The organism is Pseudomonas sp. YY-1, from assembly GCF_002843095.1.
GTDB classification, from domain to species: Bacteria; Pseudomonadota; Gammaproteobacteria; order Pseudomonadales; family Pseudomonadaceae; genus Aquipseudomonas; species Aquipseudomonas sediminis_A.
The window spans coordinates 21,805-40,098 of sequence record NZ_PJLX01000003.1; the positions used below are offsets into that span (position 1 = coordinate 21,805).

At 63.0% G+C, this 18,294-nt stretch carries 18 protein-coding genes; 5 read left to right on the forward strand and 13 right to left on the reverse strand.

Features of this window, described 5'->3' with window-relative positions:
* The first annotated feature begins 149 nt into the window (after nt 1-149).
* A complete protein-coding gene (rapA, locus tag CXP40_RS05200) occupies nt 150-2,993 on the forward strand; it encodes an RNA polymerase-associated protein RapA (RefSeq protein WP_106732927.1) in 2,844 nt (947 codons plus the stop codon).
* A 74-nt stretch (nt 2,994-3,067) separates the two neighbouring features.
* On the opposite strand, the gene CXP40_RS05205 is transcribed toward rapA, so the two are convergent.
* Nucleotides 3,068-4,303: an RNA polymerase sigma factor gene (locus CXP40_RS05205; RefSeq protein ID WP_106732928.1), complete on the reverse strand. Its 1,236-nt coding sequence runs from the start codon at nt 4,301-4,303 to the stop codon at nt 3,068-3,070.
* A gap of 153 nt (nt 4,304-4,456) precedes the next feature.
* On the opposite strand from CXP40_RS05205, the gene CXP40_RS05210 reads away from it, so the two are divergent.
* The 3 genes from CXP40_RS05210 to cmoB all read left to right on the forward strand — a co-directional run bounded on the left by CXP40_RS05210 (nt 4,457) and on the right by cmoB (nt 7,001).
* Entirely contained in the window at nt 4,457-5,095 is a 639-nt protein-coding gene (locus CXP40_RS05210; RefSeq protein ID WP_106732929.1) for a lysoplasmalogenase, read from the forward strand.
* Nucleotides 5,096-5,292: 197 nt separating this feature from the next.
* The gene (gene cmoA / locus CXP40_RS05215; protein WP_106732930.1) at nt 5,293-6,036 is read left to right on the forward strand and encodes a carboxy-S-adenosyl-L-methionine synthase CmoA; all 744 of its coding nucleotides are present in this window, start codon (nt 5,293-5,295) and stop codon (nt 6,034-6,036) included.
* Nucleotides 6,033-7,001, forward strand: a complete 969-nt coding sequence (gene cmoB, locus CXP40_RS05220; RefSeq protein ID WP_106732931.1) for a tRNA 5-methoxyuridine(34)/uridine 5-oxyacetic acid(34) synthase CmoB — start codon at nt 6,033-6,035, stop codon at nt 6,999-7,001. Before cmoA ends, cmoB begins: the two co-directional genes overlap by 4 nt.
* 61 nt (nt 7,002-7,062) lie before the next feature.
* Here the strand turns inward: cmoB and CXP40_RS05225 are convergent, their stop codons facing one another.
* Nucleotides 7,063-7,323: a hypothetical protein gene (locus CXP40_RS05225; RefSeq protein ID WP_106732932.1), complete on the reverse strand. Its 261-nt coding sequence runs from the start codon at nt 7,321-7,323 to the stop codon at nt 7,063-7,065.
* Between the two features lie 116 nt (nt 7,324-7,439).
* Here CXP40_RS05225 and CXP40_RS05230 point away from each other — a divergent pair, with 116 nt between their 5' ends.
* Entirely contained in the window at nt 7,440-8,324 is an 885-nt protein-coding gene (locus CXP40_RS05230) for a LysR substrate-binding domain-containing protein (protein WP_106732933.1), read from the forward strand.
* A gap of 154 nt (nt 8,325-8,478) precedes the next feature.
* On the opposite strand, the gene pdxJ is transcribed toward CXP40_RS05230, so the two are convergent.
* The 11 genes from pdxJ to CXP40_RS05285 form a co-directional block, all read right to left on the reverse strand.
* The gene (gene pdxJ / locus CXP40_RS05235; RefSeq protein ID WP_013714669.1) at nt 8,479-9,225 is read right to left on the reverse strand and encodes a pyridoxine 5'-phosphate synthase; all 747 of its coding nucleotides are present in this window, start codon (nt 9,223-9,225) and stop codon (nt 8,479-8,481) included.
* Nucleotides 9,218-9,907: a DNA repair protein RecO gene (gene recO, locus CXP40_RS05240; RefSeq protein WP_106732934.1), complete on the reverse strand. Its 690-nt coding sequence runs from the start codon at nt 9,905-9,907 to the stop codon at nt 9,218-9,220. The genes pdxJ and recO overlap by 8 nt, the downstream gene beginning before the upstream one ends.
* Before the next feature lie 57 nt (nt 9,908-9,964).
* Nucleotides 9,965-10,870: a GTPase Era gene (gene era, locus CXP40_RS05245; RefSeq protein WP_177429630.1), complete on the reverse strand. Its 906-nt coding sequence runs from the start codon at nt 10,868-10,870 to the stop codon at nt 9,965-9,967.
* A complete protein-coding gene (rnc, locus tag CXP40_RS05250) occupies nt 10,857-11,546 on the reverse strand; it encodes a ribonuclease III (protein ID WP_037000004.1) in 690 nt (229 codons plus the stop codon). Before rnc ends, era begins: the two co-directional genes overlap by 14 nt.
* Nucleotides 11,543-11,920, reverse strand: a complete 378-nt coding sequence (locus CXP40_RS05255; protein WP_099522040.1) for a DUF4845 domain-containing protein — start codon at nt 11,918-11,920, stop codon at nt 11,543-11,545. The genes rnc and CXP40_RS05255 overlap by 4 nt, the downstream gene beginning before the upstream one ends.
* An 88-nt stretch (nt 11,921-12,008) precedes the next feature.
* On the reverse strand, nt 12,009-12,863 hold the full coding sequence (gene lepB / locus CXP40_RS05260) for a signal peptidase I (RefSeq protein ID WP_106732936.1): 855 nt from the start codon (nt 12,861-12,863) through the stop codon (nt 12,009-12,011).
* A gap of 6 nt (nt 12,864-12,869) precedes the next feature.
* Nucleotides 12,870-14,669 carry a translation elongation factor 4 gene (gene lepA, locus CXP40_RS05265; protein ID WP_106732937.1) on the reverse strand — a complete coding sequence of 600 codons (1,800 nt, stop codon included), beginning with the start codon at nt 14,667-14,669 and terminating at the stop codon, nt 12,870-12,872.
* A gap of 149 nt (nt 14,670-14,818) precedes the next feature.
* Nucleotides 14,819-16,243, reverse strand: coding sequence for a DegQ family serine endoprotease (locus CXP40_RS05270; RefSeq protein ID WP_106732938.1), 1,425 nt, complete (start codon nt 16,241-16,243; stop codon nt 14,819-14,821).
* A 35-nt stretch (nt 16,244-16,278) separates the two neighbouring features.
* The gene (locus CXP40_RS05275) at nt 16,279-16,734 is read right to left on the reverse strand and encodes a SoxR reducing system RseC family protein (RefSeq protein WP_106732939.1); all 456 of its coding nucleotides are present in this window, start codon (nt 16,732-16,734) and stop codon (nt 16,279-16,281) included.
* Complete coding sequence (locus tag CXP40_RS05280; RefSeq protein ID WP_106732940.1) at nt 16,731-17,678, reverse strand: MucB/RseB C-terminal domain-containing protein; 948 nt, start codon at nt 17,676-17,678, stop codon at nt 16,731-16,733. Before CXP40_RS05280 ends, CXP40_RS05275 begins: the two co-directional genes overlap by 4 nt.
* Nucleotides 17,679-17,693: 15 nt before the next feature.
* Nucleotides 17,694-18,266: a sigma-E factor negative regulatory protein gene (locus CXP40_RS05285; protein ID WP_106732941.1), complete on the reverse strand. Its 573-nt coding sequence runs from the start codon at nt 18,264-18,266 to the stop codon at nt 17,694-17,696.
* Nucleotides 18,267-18,294 lie beyond the last annotated feature (28 nt).

The following is an 18,294-nucleotide window of genomic DNA, read 5'->3' on the forward strand; positions in this document are numbered from 1 at the left end:
GGTCAGGCTGTCGGCCCCGTGAGCCGCGACTTTAGCCGGTGCTCGCTACACTTTCGACTAAGCCGCTCGGCAATAGTGCCACGACCGCTTTGGCCGCGGCGCCGCATCCGTTAACATAGCCGGCTTTTTCACGCGGGAGACAGACAGGCATGGCGCAATATCAACCGGGGCAACGCTGGATCAGTGACAGCGAAGCGGAATTGGGTCTGGGAACCATCCTCGCCGAGGACGGCCGCCTGCTCACCGTGCTCTACCCGGCCACCGGCGAAACCCGCCAGTACGCTACGCGCAATGCCCCGTTGACCCGTGTACGCTTCGCTCCGGGCGACGAGATCACCCATTTCGAGAACTGGAAGCTCACCGTGCAGGAGGTCGAAGACGTCGACGGCCTGCTGGTCTACCACGGCCTCAATGCCCAGCATCAGCCGGTCACCATGCCGGAAACCCAGCTGTCGAACTTCATCCAGTTCCGCCTGGCCAGCGACCGCCTGTTCGCCGGCCAGATCGACCCGCTGTCCTGGTTCGCCCTGCGCTACCACAGCCTGGAACACAACAGCCGCCTGCTGCAGTCGTCGCTCTGGGGCCTGGGCGGCGCCCGCGCACAACCGATCGCCCACCAGTTGCACATCGCTCGCGAAGTGGCTGACCGTATCGCCCCGCGTGTGCTGCTGGCCGACGAAGTGGGCCTGGGCAAGACCATCGAAGCCGGCCTGGTGATCCATCGCCAACTGCTCTCCGGTCGCGCCAGCCGCGTGCTGATCCTGGTGCCGGAAAACCTGCAGCACCAGTGGCTGGTGGAAATGCGCCGGCGCTTCAACCTCGATGTCGCCCTGTTCGACGCCGAACGCTTCATGGAGAGCGACGCCAGCAACCCCTTCGAGGATTGCCAGCTGGCACTGGTCGCCCTGGAATGGCTGAAGGACGACGACAAGGCCCAGGACGCGCTGTTCGCCGCCGGCTGGGACCTGCTGGTGGTCGACGAAGCCCACCACCTGGTCTGGCACCCGGAACAGGCCAGCTCCGAATATTCGCTGGTCGAGCAACTGGCCGAGGTCATCCCCGGCGTGTTGCTGCTCACCGCCACCCCGGAACAGCTCGGCCAGGATAGTCACTTCGCCCGCCTGCGTCTGCTCGACCCAGCCCGTTTCCACGACCTGGAAGCCTTCCGCGCCGAAAGCAGCCAGTACCGCCCGGTTGCCGAGGCCGTGCAGGAGCTGCTCGACCAGGGCAAGCTCAGCGCCCAGGCGCGCGACGCCATCGGCAGTTTCCTCGGCGATGAGGGCCGCGAGCTGCTCGATGCCGTAGACAGCGGCGATGATGACGCCCGCGCCCGCCTGGTGCGCGAACTGCTGGACCGCCACGGCACCGGCCGCCTGCTGTTCCGTAACACCCGCGCCGCCGTGCAAGGCTTCCCCGAGCGCGAACTGCACCCCTACCCGCTGCCGAGTCCGGACGAGTACCTGGAGCTGCCACTGGGCGAGCACGCCGAGCTGTACCCGGAAGTCAGCTACCAGGCGCAGGACGATGTCGACGAAGAGCAACGCTGGTGGCGCATCGACCCGCGCGTCGAGTGGCTGATCGACACCCTGAAGATGCTGAAGAAATTCAAGGTGCTGGTGATCTGTGCCCACGCCGAAACCGCGCTGGATCTGGAAGACGCCCTGCGCGTGCGCTCCGGTATCCCGGCCACGGTATTCCATGAAGGCATGAGCATCCTCGAGCGCGACCGCGCAGCGGCCTACTTCGCCGACGAAGAATTTGGCGCGCAGGTGCTGATCTGCTCGGAGATCGGCTCCGAAGGCCGCAACTTCCAGTTCGCCCATCACCTGGTGTTGTTCGACCTGCCGGCGCACCCGGACCTGCTCGAACAGCGCATCGGTCGTCTCGACCGTATCGGCCAGAAACACCGCATCCAGCTGCACGTACCGTACCTGGAGAACAGCCCGCAGGAGCGCCTGTTCCAGTGGTACCACCAGGCGCTGAATGCCTTCCTCGCCACCTGCCCCACCGGCAACGCCCTGCAGCACCAGTTCGGCCCGCGTCTGCTGCCGATGCTGGAGAACGCCGACGACGGCGAATGGCAGCAACTGGTCGACGAAGCCACTGCCGAGCGCATTCGCCTGGAAGGCGAGCTGCACAGCGGCCGTGACCGCCTGCTGGAGCTCAATTCCGGCGGCGCCGGTGAAGGCGAAACGCTGGTCGAGGCGATCCTCGAGCAGGACGATCAGTTCACCCTGCCGATCTACATGGAAGAGCTGTTCAACGCCTTCGGCATCGACAGCGAAGACCACTCCGACAACGCCCTGATCCTGCGCCCCAGCGAGAAAATGCTGGATGCCAGCTTCCCTCTGGGTGACGACGAAGCGGTGACCATCACCTACGACCGCGAGCAGGCCCTGGTCCGCGAAGACATGCAGTTCCTCACCTGGGAACACCCCATGGTGCAGGGCGGCATGGACCTGGTGCTGTCCGGCTCGATGGGCAACACCGCCGTCGCGCTGATCAAGAACAAGGCGCTCAAGCCTGGCACCGTGCTGCTGGAACTGCTCTACGTCAGCGAAGTGGTCGGCCCGCGCAAACTGCAACTGGGGCGTTTCCTGCCGCCAGCGGCGCTGCGCTGCCTGTTCGACGCCAATGGCAACGACCTGGCCGCCAAGGTCGGTTTCGAGACGCTCAACGACCAGCTCGAAAGCGTGCCACGCGCCAGCGCCAACAAGTTCGTCCAGGCCCAACGCGACGTGCTGGCCAAGCAGATCAACGACGCTGAAGCCAAGGTCATGCCGCGCCATGTCGAGCGCGTCGCCGAGGCCAAACGCCGCCTGATCGCCGAACTGGACGAAGAACTGGCGCGCCTGGTCGCCCTGCGCGCGGTCAACCCGAGCGTGCGCGACAGCGAGATCGACGCCCTGCGCGAGCAGCGCGAACAGAGCCTGGCGATGTTCGACAAGGCTGCCCTGCGCCTGGAAGCGATTCGCGTACTCGTAGCGGGTTAAACATGCCCGCTCCGTAGGGTGCGCCATGCGCACCGAGCGTGTGCACCGAAGAATTTCGGTGCGTACAGCTCACTCTACGGGTCACCTAGCTCCTCCAGCCTCCTCTGCAGAAACTGCCGATCCGGCCCCTGTTGCGCCAGCGCCAGGGCCTGACGGTAGGCTGCAATCGCCTGCTCTCGGCGGCCCAGCCTGCGCAGCAGGTCTGCCCGCGCAGCATGGGCCAGGTGGTAACCGTCCAACTCGCCCATGGGCAGCAGACGGTCGATCTGCTGCAGCCCGACCTCAAGCCCATCACGCATGGCCAGCGCCACGGCGCGGTTGAGTTCGATCACCGGCGACGGATTCAGGCGCAGCAGCTCGTCGTACAGGCCGACGATTTGCACCCAATCGGTATCTTCCAGACTGGCCGCCTCGGCATGCACCGCAGCAATCGCCGCCTGCAGGCTGTAAGGGCCGAAACGCCGTGAATGCAGGGCCTGCAAGACCAGGGCCTCGCCTTCGGCGATCAGTTCGCGGTCCCACACCCTGCGATCCTGCGCTTCCAGCAGAATCACCTCGCCATCGACCCCGCTGCGTGCCGCGCGACGCGATTCATGCAGCAGCATCAGCGCCAGCAGCCCCTGCACCTCCGGCTCGGGCAGCAACTCCAGCAGCAAACGGCCCAGGCGAATCGCCTCGTCAGACAGTTGGCTGCGGGTCAGTGAATCGCCGGAGCTGGCAAAGTAGCCTTCGTTGAACACCAGATAGATCACCCGCAACACCGCCTCCAGGCGCTCGGGCAGTTCGCTACGCCCCGGCACCTCGTAGGGGATGCGCGCGTCGCGAATCTTCGCCTTGGCCCTGACGATGCGCTGCGCCAGGGTCGAAGGACTGGAGAGGAACGCGCGAGCGATCTCCTCGGTGGTCAGGTCGCACACCTCGCGCAGGGTCAACGCCACCTGGGCATCGCTGGCCAGCGCCGGGTGGCAGCAGGTAAAGATCAGGCGCAGGCGATCGTCTTCGAGCAGCTCGCTCTCCTCGGCGACGTTCTCATCTGGCAGCTCGGCCTGTTCGTCCAGCGGCTGAAAGCGGCGCTGCCTACGCAGGTTGTCGATGGCCTTGAAGCGCCCGGCAGAGACCAGCCAGGCGCGCGGGTTGTCCGGAACACCACCCTGCGGCCACTGCTCGACCGCACTGCGAAAGGCCTCATGCAGCGCCTCTTCGGCCAGGTCGAAATCGCCGAGCAGGCGAATCAGGGTGGCGAGCACCCGACGCGACTCCTCGCGGTACAGCCGCGCGATCAGATCGGTGACAGGTGGCGATATCGACATGCGCTTCTCCTCGACGAATGCCTACGTTGCCCAATACTGCTCGTGGCGTCGAGGGGCGGCACGATCCGCCACTCGATTTGGCACCCCTCGCATTGGCAGCCGCACGGCCGCTGGGCATAGTCGCGCCATTCCAATAACGAAGGGAGTCTTGCTATGCGTTGGTTGCTGCTCGGCCTGGCGGGTGCTGCGGTATTTCTTTACGGCCGGATCACCGGCGATGCGCAGCTCAGCCTGCTGACCAAGGGCATCCCGGTGATCGCCCTGCTGCTCTGGCTGCGCCAGGCACCGGCTGGCACCTACCGCCGCTGGATCTGCATCGGCCTGGTATTTTCCCTGGCCGGCGACATCCTTCTGGACTGGCCCGGCGACCTCTTCGTGTTCGGCCTCGGCGCCTTCCTGATCGGTCACCTGGCCTATCTGCACGCCTACGTCTCCGATAGCCGGCTGCCGGCCCTACCCGCCTTGCTGCTGGCGCTGATCGCCGGTGGCACGATGTTCGCCATACTGGCCAGCAGCGGTCTGGGCGAGCTGCTGATTCCGGTGGCCTGCTATGCCACCGCGATTTGCCTGATGCTCTGGCGCGCCCTGGCCCGCATCGGCCACCCGGACCTACAGCCGCGCTCCACCTGGCTCGCCGCAGTTGGAGCAGCGCTCTTCGTGCTGTCCGACAGCCTGATCGGTATCGACCGCTTCGTCGCCAGCTTCGACGCCGCGCCTTACGCCATCATCCTCACTTACTGGCTTGGCCAGTGGGGTATCACGGCTTCAGCGTTCCAGCGTCAGAACGCCTGAGGCAGCCGGCGAAGTTTTCCACTTGCAGCCAGGGCAATCGCATGTACGTGTATTCGCGACCTCATCGCGAATATCGCGGATAAATCCGCTCCTACAAAAGCGTGCCTGATTACCTTGCACTTGCAGCTCGTAGCCTAAGGTTTGCGGCCGTCTTTTTGCTAAAATGCCGGCCTTCTCCGCTACCCGTTGCGACCGCCGTGAGCCAAGAACCTGATCGTCTATTCGCCCAGCCTCTGCCCGAGGTGCCCGACTTCGTCTTCAACGAGGACGTGGTGCGGGTCTTCCCCGACATGATCAAGCGTTCGGTTCCCGGCTACCCGACTATCGTCGAGAACATCGGCGTGCTCGCCGGTCAGTTCGCCCAGCCGCAGACCACCCTGTACGACCTCGGTGCCTCGCTCGGTGCAGTCACCCAGGCCCTGCGTCGCCACGTGCGCGTCGATGGCTGCAAGGTGATCGCCGTGGATAACTCGCCGGCCATGATCGCCCGCTGCAGCGAGTACCTGCATGCCCAGGACGCCATGTTCCAGGAGCTGCTGCCGGTGGAGGTGATCGAGGCCGACATTCTTGCGCTCGACCTGCAACCCACCTCATTGGTCACGCTTAACTTCACCCTGCAGTTCATCCCACCGGAGCGGCGCCTGGATCTGCTGACACGCATTCGCCAGGCGTTGCTGCCCGGTGGCGCACTGATTCTCTCGGAGAAACTGCGCTTCGAAGACGCCGCCGAGCATGAGTTGCTCACCGAGCTGCATGTCGCCTTCAAGCGCGCCAACGGCTACAGCGAACTGGAAATCGCGCAGAAACGCAGCGCCATCGAGAAAGTGATGCTTCCCGACAGCCTCCAGCAGCACCGCGAACGCCTGCTGGCCGCCGGTTTCAGCAAGGTGCTGCCCTGGTTCCAGTGCCTGAACTTCGCCTCGCTGGTGGCCCTGCCATGATGCGCGACCTGGATCTCGACGCGCTGCAGGCGCAACTGGCCGGCACGCCGCTGCTGGACTGGGCATGTGAGCTGCCCGGGCAACTCGATGCCAAACTGGCCATCGGTCACGGCGACCTCCCACGCTGGTACGGCGCCGTGCAGGCGTTGCCGGATCTGCCAGTGAGCGAGCTGGAGCTGGTGCAACGTTTCGCCTTTGGCGGCGCCTGCGACGAGGAGACCCGCGCACAATTGAAAGCGGCCCTGCAGGGCTTGATTCCCTGGCGCAAGGGCCCATTCGAGCTGTTCGGCGTGCATATCGACACCGAATGGCGCTCGGACTGGAAATGGCAGCGCGTCGCGCCGCACCTGGACCTGATCGGCAAACGCATCCTCGATGTCGGTTGCGGCAACGGCTACTACATGTGGCGCATGCTCGGTGCGGGCGCAGACAGCGTGGTCGGCATCGACCCCAACTGGCTGTTCCTCTGCCAGTTCCTGGCGATGAAGCGCTACCTGCCCGATCAACCGGTATGGCACCTGCCACTGGCCTTCGAGGAGCTACCAGCCAAGCTGCAAGGCTTCGACACAGTGTTCTCCATGGGCGTGCTGTACCACCGTCGCTCGCCCATCGACCACCTGCTCGATCTGAAGGATGCCTTGGTCAAAGGCGGAGAACTGGTGCTGGAAACCCTGGTGGTCGAAGGCGATGCCGAACAGGTGCTGGTACCGGAAGACCGCTACGCGCAGATGCGCAACGTCTGGTTCCTGCCCTCGGTGCCGGCGCTGGAACGCTGGCTGCGCCGCGCCGGTTTCGAGGACGTGCGCTGCGTCGATGTCAGCACCACCTCGGTGGAAGAACAACGCGCCACCGAGTGGATGCGCTTTCAGTCGCTGCCGGAGTTCCTCGACCCGGCCAACCATAGCCGCACCGTCGAAGGCCTGCCGGCACCGACCCGCGCCGTGCTGGTCGCGCGCAAACCCTGATAACAGCGACTCTGTTAAGGCGAGCGCCCCCGCCAGACTGCGATTGGCGATTGCACCCGCCCTACGGCCGTAGCCAACGCGCCCGCCGCTGTGCGATCAGCCGCAGCGGCTCACCGGCCCCCTGCTGCACCACACCACGAGCGCTACCCAGGCGAATCTGCCCCTGTGCATCCTGCGCCAGCAGGCGGCGCATGCGCCGCCGCCAGAACCAGGCGCCCACCCAGTCGACGATGGCGTTCTGCAGATCCAGCGGCCACATGGCCGGCATGTAGAACTCGGGCACGGCCGGACGCGACTTGTCGTACTTGCTCGAACTGTTCATGGCTTTTCCTCCATTTCGCTGCCGGCCTGTGCCGGGCTTGCGATCAGAATGAAACGCGCCTATCGTTCAAACAAACGACAAATATCAAATACTGAATTAAGTAATACTTAACGACAATGCACACAACAGCCACGACCAATCTGCCGCTTCTGGAAAGCGATGTGCTGCGTACCTTCGTCGCCATCGCCGACAGCGGCAGCTTCACCCGCACCGCGGCGCAAATATTTCGCAGCACGGCGGCCGTGAGCCTGCAAATCAAGCGCCTGGAGGAAACGCTCGGCCAGCGCCTGTTCACTCGCGAGGCCAGGCGCGTGCAACTGACTGCCGAGGGCGAGTTGCTGCTGGGCTACGCCAGGCGTCTGCTCAAACTCAACGAAGAAGCGGTGGCACGCTTTCTCACCCCGACGCTGACCGGCCGCGTGCGCTTCGGCACGCCGAACGATATCGGTGACCGCGTGTTACCCAGTGTGCTCATGCTGTTCGCCCGCAGCCACCCGGCCGTGGAAGTCGAGGTAAACGTGGGGCGCAGTGTGGATCTGGTGGCCAAACTGGATGCCGGCGAGTTGGACCTGACCCTGATCAACGCCGGCAACGACGGTCTGGATGACTCACGCGGCGAAGTGATCTATTCCGAGGAACTGGTCTGGGCCGGACGTGATGGAGGCCTGGCCATGCAGCGCTCGCCCTTGCCGCTGGCGCTGGCCAACCCTGGCTGCGCCTGGCGCAGGACTGCAATTGATGCACTGGATCGACAAGGATTGGCGTATCGCATCGCCTATTCGTGCGAGCAGTGCGCCGGCCAGGAAGCAGCGATGACCGCAGATCTGGCTATCGCGCCACTCCCGCGCAGCCTGGTCAGACCGCCCCTGCGCCGGCTCGGTGCGGAGCAGGGCTTGCCTGCCCTTGGCGAGTACCACATCAAACTGATTCTCGGCCATCAACGCAATGGCGCCGTCGAGGCGCTCGCCAGGCAGATGGTTCAGGCTTTCGCACAGGGCTGAATGGGGCGGCGCTTACTTAGAGATTCAGACGATCGCACAGAGCTGTGTAGGGTGCGCCGTGCGCACCGCGGCGCCTGCCGGTGCGCACAGCGCACCCTACGATCAGCCACCCGAACGGCAGTTGAACGCCCAACTCCCCAGCACTCGACTACGTTCAGCCGCGATCGGCCGCGGCGACGATCAGCGCCTTCATCTCGGCGACAGCCTGCTTGAAACCAACGAACAACGCATGGGCGACGATAGCGTGGCCGATGTTCAGTTCGTTGATGCCGGGAATCGCGGCGACGGCCTCGGCGTTGTGGTAGTGCAAGCCGTGACCGGCGTTGACAATCAGCCCGTGGTTCAGGCCGCAGATAACGCCATCGCGAATGCGTGAAAGCTCATGCGCAGCTTCTTCCGCGGTATGCGCATCAGCATAGCGACCGGTGTGCAGTTCGATAGCCGGCGCGCCGACCCGCATGGCCGCCTCAATCTGCCGCTCCTCGGCGTCGATGAACAACGATACCTCGCAACCGGCCAGCGTCAGCCGCTCCACCGCCGCTGCGATACGCGCCTCCTGCCCGGCCACATCGAGACCGCCTTCGGTGGTCAGCTCCTGGCGGGTTTCCGGTACCAGGCAGACATGCGCCGGACGGATCTGCTCGGCGAAACCGAGCATGAAATCGGTGACGCCCATTTCGAAGTTCATCCGCGTCTGCAGCACATCGGCCAGCACACGTACGTCGCGATCCTGAATGTGCCGACGGTCTTCACGCAGGTGCACGGTAATGCCGTCGGCACCGGCTTCTTCGGCGTCCAGCGCAGCCTTGACCGGGTCCGGGTAGCGCGTGCCACGAGCCTGGCGCAGGGTGGCGACGTGGTCGATGTTCACGCCGAGCAGAATACGATTGGCCTCAGTCACGCTTGGACTCCTTGAGCGTCATGAAAAGTTCGCGGCTGACCAAAGGCCTACCGCCAAGATGAGGTGCCAGCGCCTGACGCATCAGGCGCTTGGCGGCAGCCAGCGCACCCGGTGTCTGCCAATCGGCTTCTGCCATGGCCAACAGTTCGCGGCCCTGGAATACACCGGGTTGCAGTTGTACCACCGCTACCAGGCCGATGTCCTGCTGCCAGCGATACAGCGCCGCCGGATCGATGGCTTGGTCGTGCTGGTCACGATCCAGGGCGAAACCATAGCCCAGCTCGTCCAACAGGCGCCATTCGAATGCGCGCAGTAGTGGCTCCAGCGGCCGACCGGCCGCTAGCGCCTGCAGGGTCAGGCCGTAGTGTTCGAGCATCATAGGATGCGGGTCTTCGGCCGGCAGCAGACGGATCAGTAGTTCATTGAGATAAAGCCCAGAGAACAGCGCCTCGCCCGTCAGCAACAGAGGAATGCCGGCGCTTTCCAGGCGGCCAACGGTCTTCAGCTCGCCACGCCCGCGTAGCTCCAACTCCAGCGGCGCAAAAGGCCGGGCGATGCTGCCGACCTTGCCGCGTGCAGCGCGCAGCACGGCACGCACCCGGCCCTGAGCGGTGAAGAAGTCCACCAGGGCGCTGCTTTCCTTGTACGGACGGCTATGCAGAACGTAGGCGGCAGAAGTCATATGAATAACCGCCAGAATGCGCCATGAGCAACAACGAGGATGCGCATGGCGCCTCGATCAATCCAGGTAACCCAGCGAACGCAGGGCGCGTTCGTCGTCGGACCAGCCGCCTTTGACCTTGACCCAGAGGTTGAGCATCACCTTGGAGTCGAACATGGTTTCCATGTCCTTGCGCGCTTCCTGGCCAATGCGTTTGATGCGCTCGCCTTTGTCGCCAATGATGATCTTCTTCTGTCCGTCGCGCTCCACCAGGATCAGGCCATGGATGTGCAGGATACGGCCCTCCTGCTTGAACTCCTCGATCTCCACGGTGATCTGGTACGGCAGCTCGGCGCCGAGCTGACGCATGATCTTCTCGCGGATCAGCTCAGCCGCCAGGAAACGGCTGGAGCGGTCAGTGATCTGGTCTTCCGGGTAGAAGTGCTCGGACTCTGGTAGGCGCTCGCCCACCAGCGCTTCCAGGGTGTCGAGGTTCTGCCCTTGCAGCGCGGAGATCGGCACGATCTCGGCCTGCGGCAATTGCTCGGCCAACCAGCCCAGGTGCGGCAGCAACTCGCTCTTGTCTTCCAGGCGATCGGATTTGTTTACCGCCAGCAGGATCGGGCATTTGACGTGCTGCACCTTTTCCAGCACCAGTTGGTCTTCGTCGGTCCAGCGCATGCGGTCGACCACGAACACCACGACGTCAACGTCCTTCAGCGCGGTGGAGGCGCTACGGTTCATGTAGCGGTTGAGTGCTTTGTCGTTGTGCTTGTGCAGGCCGGGCGTATCGACGTAGACGGCCTGAATCTCGCCCTCGGTCTTGATACCGAGCATGTTGTGGCGGGTGGTCTGCGGTTTGCGCGAAGTGATCGCCAGTTTCTGCCCGAGGATGTGGTTGAGCAGCGTCGACTTGCCCACGTTGGGCCGGCCGACGATGGCGACGTAGCCGCAACGGGTCACAGGTGCATCAGTCATTGCCATTCTCCACCCCGAGGGCGATCAGCGCCGCAGCCGCAGCGACCTGCTCGGCGATACGCCGGCTGCCGCCCTGGCCCAGGGTCTTTTCATTGAGCAGGGAAACCTGGCACTCGACCATGAAGGTACGGCAGTGCGGCTCGCCTTGTACGTCCACCACCTCGTAACGAGGCAGCTCGCAGGCACGCGACTGCAGAAACTCCTGCAGGCGCGTCTTCGGGTCCTTGTTGGTATCGACCAGGGTCAGGCCGTCCAACTCGCCGGTCAGCCAGTCCAGTACGCGCTCGCGTGCAGCATCCATACCGGTGTCCAGATAGATGGCGCCAATCAGCGCCTCCAGGGCATCGGCCAGGATCGACTCGCGACGAAACCCGCCGCTTTTCAGCTCACCAGAGCCCAGGCGCAGGTATTCACCCAGCTCGAAACCACGGGCCAGCACGGCCAGCGTCTCGCCCTTGACCAGGCGTGCGCGCAGGCGCGACAGCTGGCCTTCGCGGGCCTGTGGGAAGCGCTCGAACAGCGCTTCACCGGCGACGAAATTGAGGATGGCATCACCGAGAAATTCCAGCCGCTCATTATTGCGGCCGGCGAAACTGCGATGGGTCAGAGCCAGGACCATCAGGTCCTGGTCCTTGAAGCTATAGCCGAGCTTGCGCTCGAGGCGGGACAGATTGGGAGTCACGGCATCCGTACACGAAATTCTTTGTCGAAATTCACCACCAGATCGAGGTTCTCGATCAGCGGCTCGCGTTTTTCATACTTGAGGTGGACCAGAAACTCGTTGTTCTCCACCTTCACCTGCAGAGCGTCGCGCATGTTCAGGTCACGAATGTTGTTGACCTGCATGCCTTTGCTCACATGGTTGTAAAACTCACCGACGGTGCGTACATCCGACGCCTTGTCGGTTTCCACCGAAGTGATGATCTTCTCCAGCGACATGTAGTCGAGATAGTGCGGCATCACCTTGAAGGCAGTGCTGGCGAAAAATGCCACCACGGCCAGAGCCACCAACCAACCCAGAATGGAAAGCCCCTGCTGCGAGCGCGCGAAAGTCATGTGTATCCCCAATAGACGGTCTTGTTGGAAAGCCTGACGGCTAGACTATTTATAGCCTGTGGCACTGCATTGAACAGCGCGCCAGTGCTCAATGAATCAGGCCGACCCGAGAGAAATTGGGCAGATTGCCGGTCTTGGGCTCCGGCCAGCTCATCCAGATGGCGAAGGCCTTGCCGACGATATGGTCGTCCGGGACCATGCCCCACAGCTCCTGAGGGATATGACGATCACGCCAGTAACGGCTGTCGTTGGAGTTGTCACGGTTGTCGCCCATCATGAAGAAGTGCCCTTCCGGCACCACCCATTGGCCGCCGGGTTCACGGCGCATGCGGGTCATTTCTTTGCGGATGGTGTGCTCGACCTGGCCGAGGCGCTCCTGATAGAGCGTCGCACTGCCCAGGCTACCGGCCTCTTCGCCGATCAGTTTCTCGGCCACCGGCTCACCATTGATCAGCAGGCGCTTGCCCTGGGTGTACTCGATACGATCACCCGGCAGACCAACCACGCGCTTGATGTAGTTGATGCTCGGGTCGCTGGGGTAGCGGAACACCATCACATCGCCGCGTTGCGGGTTGTCCACCTCGATGATTTTCTCGTCGATCACCGGCAGGCGAATGCCGTAAGCGAATTTGTTGACCAGGATGAAATCGCCCACTTCCAGGGTCGGCTTCATCGACCCGGATGGAATCTGGAACGGCTCGACCAGAAACGAGCGCAGTACCAGCACGATAGCCAGCACCGGAAAGAAGGATTTGCCGTACTCGACCAGCAAGGGCTCCTTGCTCAGGCGCTCCAGCACCCTGTCGTCGGGATCGTCGACCCGCCCCTGGTACGCCGCAATTGCCGCACGGCGGCGCGGAGCCAGCAGGATCAGATCGACCAGGGCCAGAAAGCCGCAAACGGCGACCGCGATAACCAACAGGAGCGGGAAATTGATCGACATAGAGCCTTAGCTATCCAACCTGAGCACGGCGAGGAAGGCTTCTTGTGGAATCTCCACGTTACCGACCTGCTTCATGCGTTTCTTACCGGCCTTCTGCTTCTCGAGCAGCTTTTTCTTACGGCTCACGTCGCCACCGTAACACTTGGCCAGTACGTTCTTTCTGAGCGCCTTGACAGTGGTTCGCGCGATGATCTGGCCACCAATGGCTGCCTGGATCGCCACATCGAACATCTGCCGAGGAATCAGTTCCTTCATCTTCTCGGTCAACGCACGGCCTTTATAGGCCGCGTTATCACGGTGCACGATCAATGCCAGGGCATCGACCTTGTCGCCGTTGATCAGTACATCCAGCTTGACCAGGTTGGCAGACTGGTAGCGATCGAAATGATAATCCAGCGATGCATAACCGCGGCTGGTGGACTTCAGCTTGTCGAAGAAGTCCAGCACCACCTCGTTCATCGGCATGTCGTAGCGAACCTGAACCTGCGAGCCGAGAAATTGCATGTCGCGCTGCACGCCACGCTTCTCGATGCACAGAGTAATGACGTTACCCAGGTGCTCCTGCGGCACCAGGATGGTCGCATCGACGATCGGCTCACGGAAATCGGTGACCGAAGAAACGTCCGGTAGCTTGGAGGGGTTGTCGACGACAATGGTTTCGCCGGTCTTGAGCTCCAACTCGTAGATCACGCTCGGCGCGGTGGTGATCAAATCGAGGTCATACTCGCGCTCCAGGCGCTCCTGGATGATCTCCATGTGCAGCATGCCGAGGAAGCCGCAACGGAAACCGAAGCCCAGGGCATCGGAGCTTTCCGGCATGTATTGCAGCGAAGAGTCGTTCAGCGTCAGCTTCTGCAGAGCGTCGCGGAAATCCTCGAAGTCATCGGAGCTGACCGGGAACAGGCCGGCGTAGACCTGCGGCTGGATTTTCTTGAAGCCCGGCAGTACTTCGACTTCGGGCGTCGAGGACAGGGTCAGGGTGTCACCCACCGGCGCACCGTGAATATCCTTGATGCTGGCGATGATGAAGCCCACTTCACCGGCTTTCAGATCCGCAGTGGCGGTGTGTTTCGGGGTGAAGACACCAACGCTGTCGACCAGGTGCACCTTGCCGGTGGACTTGACCAGAATCTTGTCGCCCTTCTTCACGCGGCCATGGCGCACACGCACCAACGAGACCACGCCCAGGTAGTTGTCGAACCAGGAGTCGATGATCAGCGCCTGCAGCGGCGCATCAATATCACCAGTCGGGGCAGGAATCGTGTGCACCAGGCGCTCGAGCACCTCGTCCACGCCCATGCCGCTCTTGGCACTGCAGGCCACGGCGTCGGTGGCGTCGATGCCGATGATCTTCTCGATCTCGTCCTTGACGCGGTCCGGGTCGGCCTGCGGCAGGTCCATCTTGTTCAGCACGGGCATTACTTCCAGCCCCTGCTCGATGGCGGTGTAGCAGTTGGCAACCGACTGCGCCTCGACGCCCTGACCGGCATCCACCACCAGCAGCGCGCCCTCGCACGCAGCCAGCGATCGCGAGACTTCGTAGGTGAAGTCGACGTGGCCGGGCGTATCGATGAAGTTCAGCTGGTAGGTCTTGCCGTCATTAGCCTTGTAGTGAAGGGTGACGCTGTGGGCCTTGATGGTGATGCCGCGCTCACGCTCCAGGTCCATGGAGTCCAGAACCTGAGCCTCCATTTCACGCGCGGTGAGACCGCCACACATCTGGATGAAACGGTCAGCCAAGGTGGACTTGCCGTGGTCAATGTGGGCAATGATGGAAAAATTGCGGATATGACTCAGGTCACTCACAGATCAACACTCAAAGAAGGCACAGGCAAGACGCTTGCCGAAAATAGCCGCGGATTGTACCCGATCCCTCGCGACCGCGTCACGTCTGCACAGCGCTGGTGCAGATACGAAAAAGGGCGCCCGAAAGCGCCCTTTTCAACGAACCCGGCTTATTCAGCCAGCTTGAACGTGATGAAGCTGGCACGCCCCTGACGTAGCACTCGCATGGACACAGAACGATTCTTCGGCAGTTCCTGCGCCACCTGAGTGAAGGTGCTGGTTGAATCGATGGCCTGATTGTTCAGGTGAGTGATCACGTCGCCCGGACGCAGGCCGATCATCGCTGCCGGGCCGTTGAGCACTTCCTTCACGACAACCCCGCCTTTGAGGTCGAGACCTTTCTTCTGCTCGGCGGTCAGCTCCACCACCGTGACGCCCAGGCGGTTATTGCTGCGCTCGCCACCCTGCTCGGAACCGGACGACGCCAGTTCCTGGCCTTCTTCCGGCAGAGTGCCAACCGTGACGCTGAGCTTCTTGCGCGAGCCATCGCGCACCACATCCAGCTCGGCCTTCTCGCCCGGTTTCAGCCCGCCAACCAAGTGCGGCAGGTCGGCCGACATGATGATCGGCTTGCCGTTGAGGTTGAGGATGACGTCACCCACCTGCAGGCCGCCCTTGTCCGCCGGGCCATCTTCCAGGACCTGCGCGACCAGCGCGCCAGCGGGCTTGTCCAGACCGAAGGATTCGGCCAGGTCCTTGTTCACTTCCTGAATCACCACACCGAGCCAGCCGCGCGTGACCTTGCCGTCGGCCTTGAGCTGGTCGGCGACCTGCATGGCCACTTCCATCGGGATGGCGAAGGACAGCCCCATGAAACCGCCGGAACGGGTGAAGATCTGCGAGTTGATACCCACTACTTCACCTTGCAGATTGAACAGCGGACCGCCGGAGTTACCCGGGTTGATCGCCACGTCGGTCTGGATGAACGGCACGTAGCTGTCGCTCGGCAGATTGCGCCCCTTGGCGCTGACGATCCCGGCGGTCACCGAGTGGTCGAAGCCGAACGGTGAACCGATGGCCAGCACCCACTCGCCGACCTTCAGCTCGTCAGACTTGCCCAGACGTACCACAGGCAAATCCTTGCCCTCGACCTTGAGCAGCGCGACATCGCTGCGCGGATCGGCGCCAATCAACTTGGCTTCCAGCTCGCTGCGATCGGAGAGACGCACGATGATCTCGTCAGCATCGGCGACCACATGATTGTTAGTCATGATGTAGCCATCCGGCGAGATGATGAAACCAGAGCCCAGCGACTGCGCCTCGCGCTGGCGGCCGCCCGGGTTGCGCGGAGCCTGCGGGATGCTGCGCTCAAAGAACTCGCGGAACATCGGCGGCAGACCTTCCAGATCAGGCATCCCTGGCTGTCCGGCAACGGCGCGCTCGGGCATCTTCTGGCGGGTACTGATATTGACGACCGCGGGCGAAGCTTCCTCTACCAGATTGGTGAAGTCTGGCAGGCTGGCCTGAGCGAACAGACTTTGCCCCCAGAGCAAGGCAACCGCCAGCAGCGGCGCAATGGACTTGAGTTTTCTCATCGAACTACGACTCCCCATGTAAAACTCGGACACTCTCAACCCGCCGCTGGCACAGACACCAGCAGCGCACGTAGGACAACGGGCTGTAATAAGGGGTTCTCGGCAACGCGAGCAGCGCGCCAGCGAACCAATAGCCAACTAGCAAGCAGACCACTCAGGCCGGCGAAGATCACCAGAGGCTCGGACAGACCCAGACCGTCCGCCAGCAGCGCAGCGGCGAACAGACCCAGAAGAGGAAGCAGATAAACCAGAAGAGAACTGCGCACCAGCAGATCTTCGCGCACACCGATGATCACGGTGTCGCCGACGGCAAGCGGCGTTTGACTGAGGGCGCGCACGTAACCGCGCTGCCGACCTACGCCGAGACGATCCATCAACCCCTGACCGCACGCCGCATTGGCCGAACAACTCGAGCAGGTGCTCTTGCGTAGCGTCTCGACCCAGACAGCGCCGGGCTCGAGCGCCACTACACGCCCCTGCTCTTCGATCATTGGCTAGCCTGTTCAGGCACTCCGGCACGCATGGACAGGGCGATACGCTCGGCAGTACCCAAAGGAATCTCACCGACCACGGTAACCATCACGTCACCTGCATCGGTGCTCATGCGCCGCGAAACGGCAACGGTCGGCCCCAGCTGGCTGCGCGCATCATCAACAACGCTGCCTTTCAGGGGCTCAAGGAAAACCGAGAATCGTGCCAAACCATCGCCGTACATCATGTAGGCGACAGAGTTATCAGAAGAAGGATCACGACGTAGCTGCGCGGCAGTCAAGGTAAAGCCTGGAGGCAGCCAATCCGAACGCCAGCTGCCTTCGGCCATGCTGTCGGCAGCACGCAAACGTACCGGACGACATCCCGAACTCGGCTGCATGGCGCTCGCCACCGGGGCGGAGGTATCCAGCCGAGCGAACTGGAACCGCTCCAGAAGCTGACCGCGCTCGTTCAAGAGCAGGGACTTCAACGGCAGGCCGGTTTCTCGATCCAGGTGCAACTCGAAGCCGTAACGGTGCTGATCCTTGGGCGCCAACACCAGAACGTCGGCAGGACGATTGGCGATGCGCGACTGACCGGCGACACGAATGTCGTACCAGTTGCTCAGTTGCTCGGCATCCAGCTGACGGGCAGGCCAGGCTTGCCCCTCACTGACCTGATCGGCCAACGCGCCACTGACGCACTGAGCCTGACCATCGACCTTGAATACTTCCTGGGCAGGACCATCGAGCTGCAGAAGGCGCTCGCGAACTTCGCCCCCCTCCTCCACCTGATGCCACACGGCATGGGTGGAAAAACTCCCATTGCGTTCATAGATGAACGTACCCTGGAAGCTTTGCTGGCGCTCCGCCGCCGCGAGGCGCCCGAGCAAGTCCTGCACCTCGGAGGCCTGAACCGGCAGAGCCAGCAGACCACCGAGAAGGTAGAGGGGAATCGCGCGCATGTGACTCCTTAGCGCTTAGCGGTTTTCCAGACTTGCAGCCCGAGCATAAGGCAGAGCGGTTTCACCGGTACCCATCACGGCTTCCTGCGCATGTTGACGCAGGTAGTTCGGCAGGCGCTGCTCATGCCAGCTGGCGGTGCCAGCTTCAGCGGGTTCGCCGACTTCCTCGCTGCTGTTGTAACCAGCGAGCAATGCAGGACCTTGCACCTGAGGTACCGAAAGTACCGGAGAGGCTTCCTGCTGGGCGAGTTGGGCACCGCTCAGGTCATCCTGGTTGTAGAAGCGCACACCAGCCAGCACTGCAACAGTCACCGACGCTGCTACGGCTACACGCCCGACGCTACGCCAGATGGGTGCTTTGCGGGTTGGAACGGCTTCGTCGGCCAGCGCCGCAGACACGGCGGATGCGATGTCCAGTTGCGGCACCAACAGCTCACGATGCATGGCTGCACGGGCTACCTGGTAACGCGACCAGGTACCACGCAACTCGCCATTATCGCTGGCTGCGAGCACGCGCCGCAGTTCCAGTTCGTCCGCTTCGTTATCCATCACCGCGGACAGCGATTCCTGCAGGGTTTCACGACTCATGGTGTTCCTCTCTTGGCTGTCGCCGCTG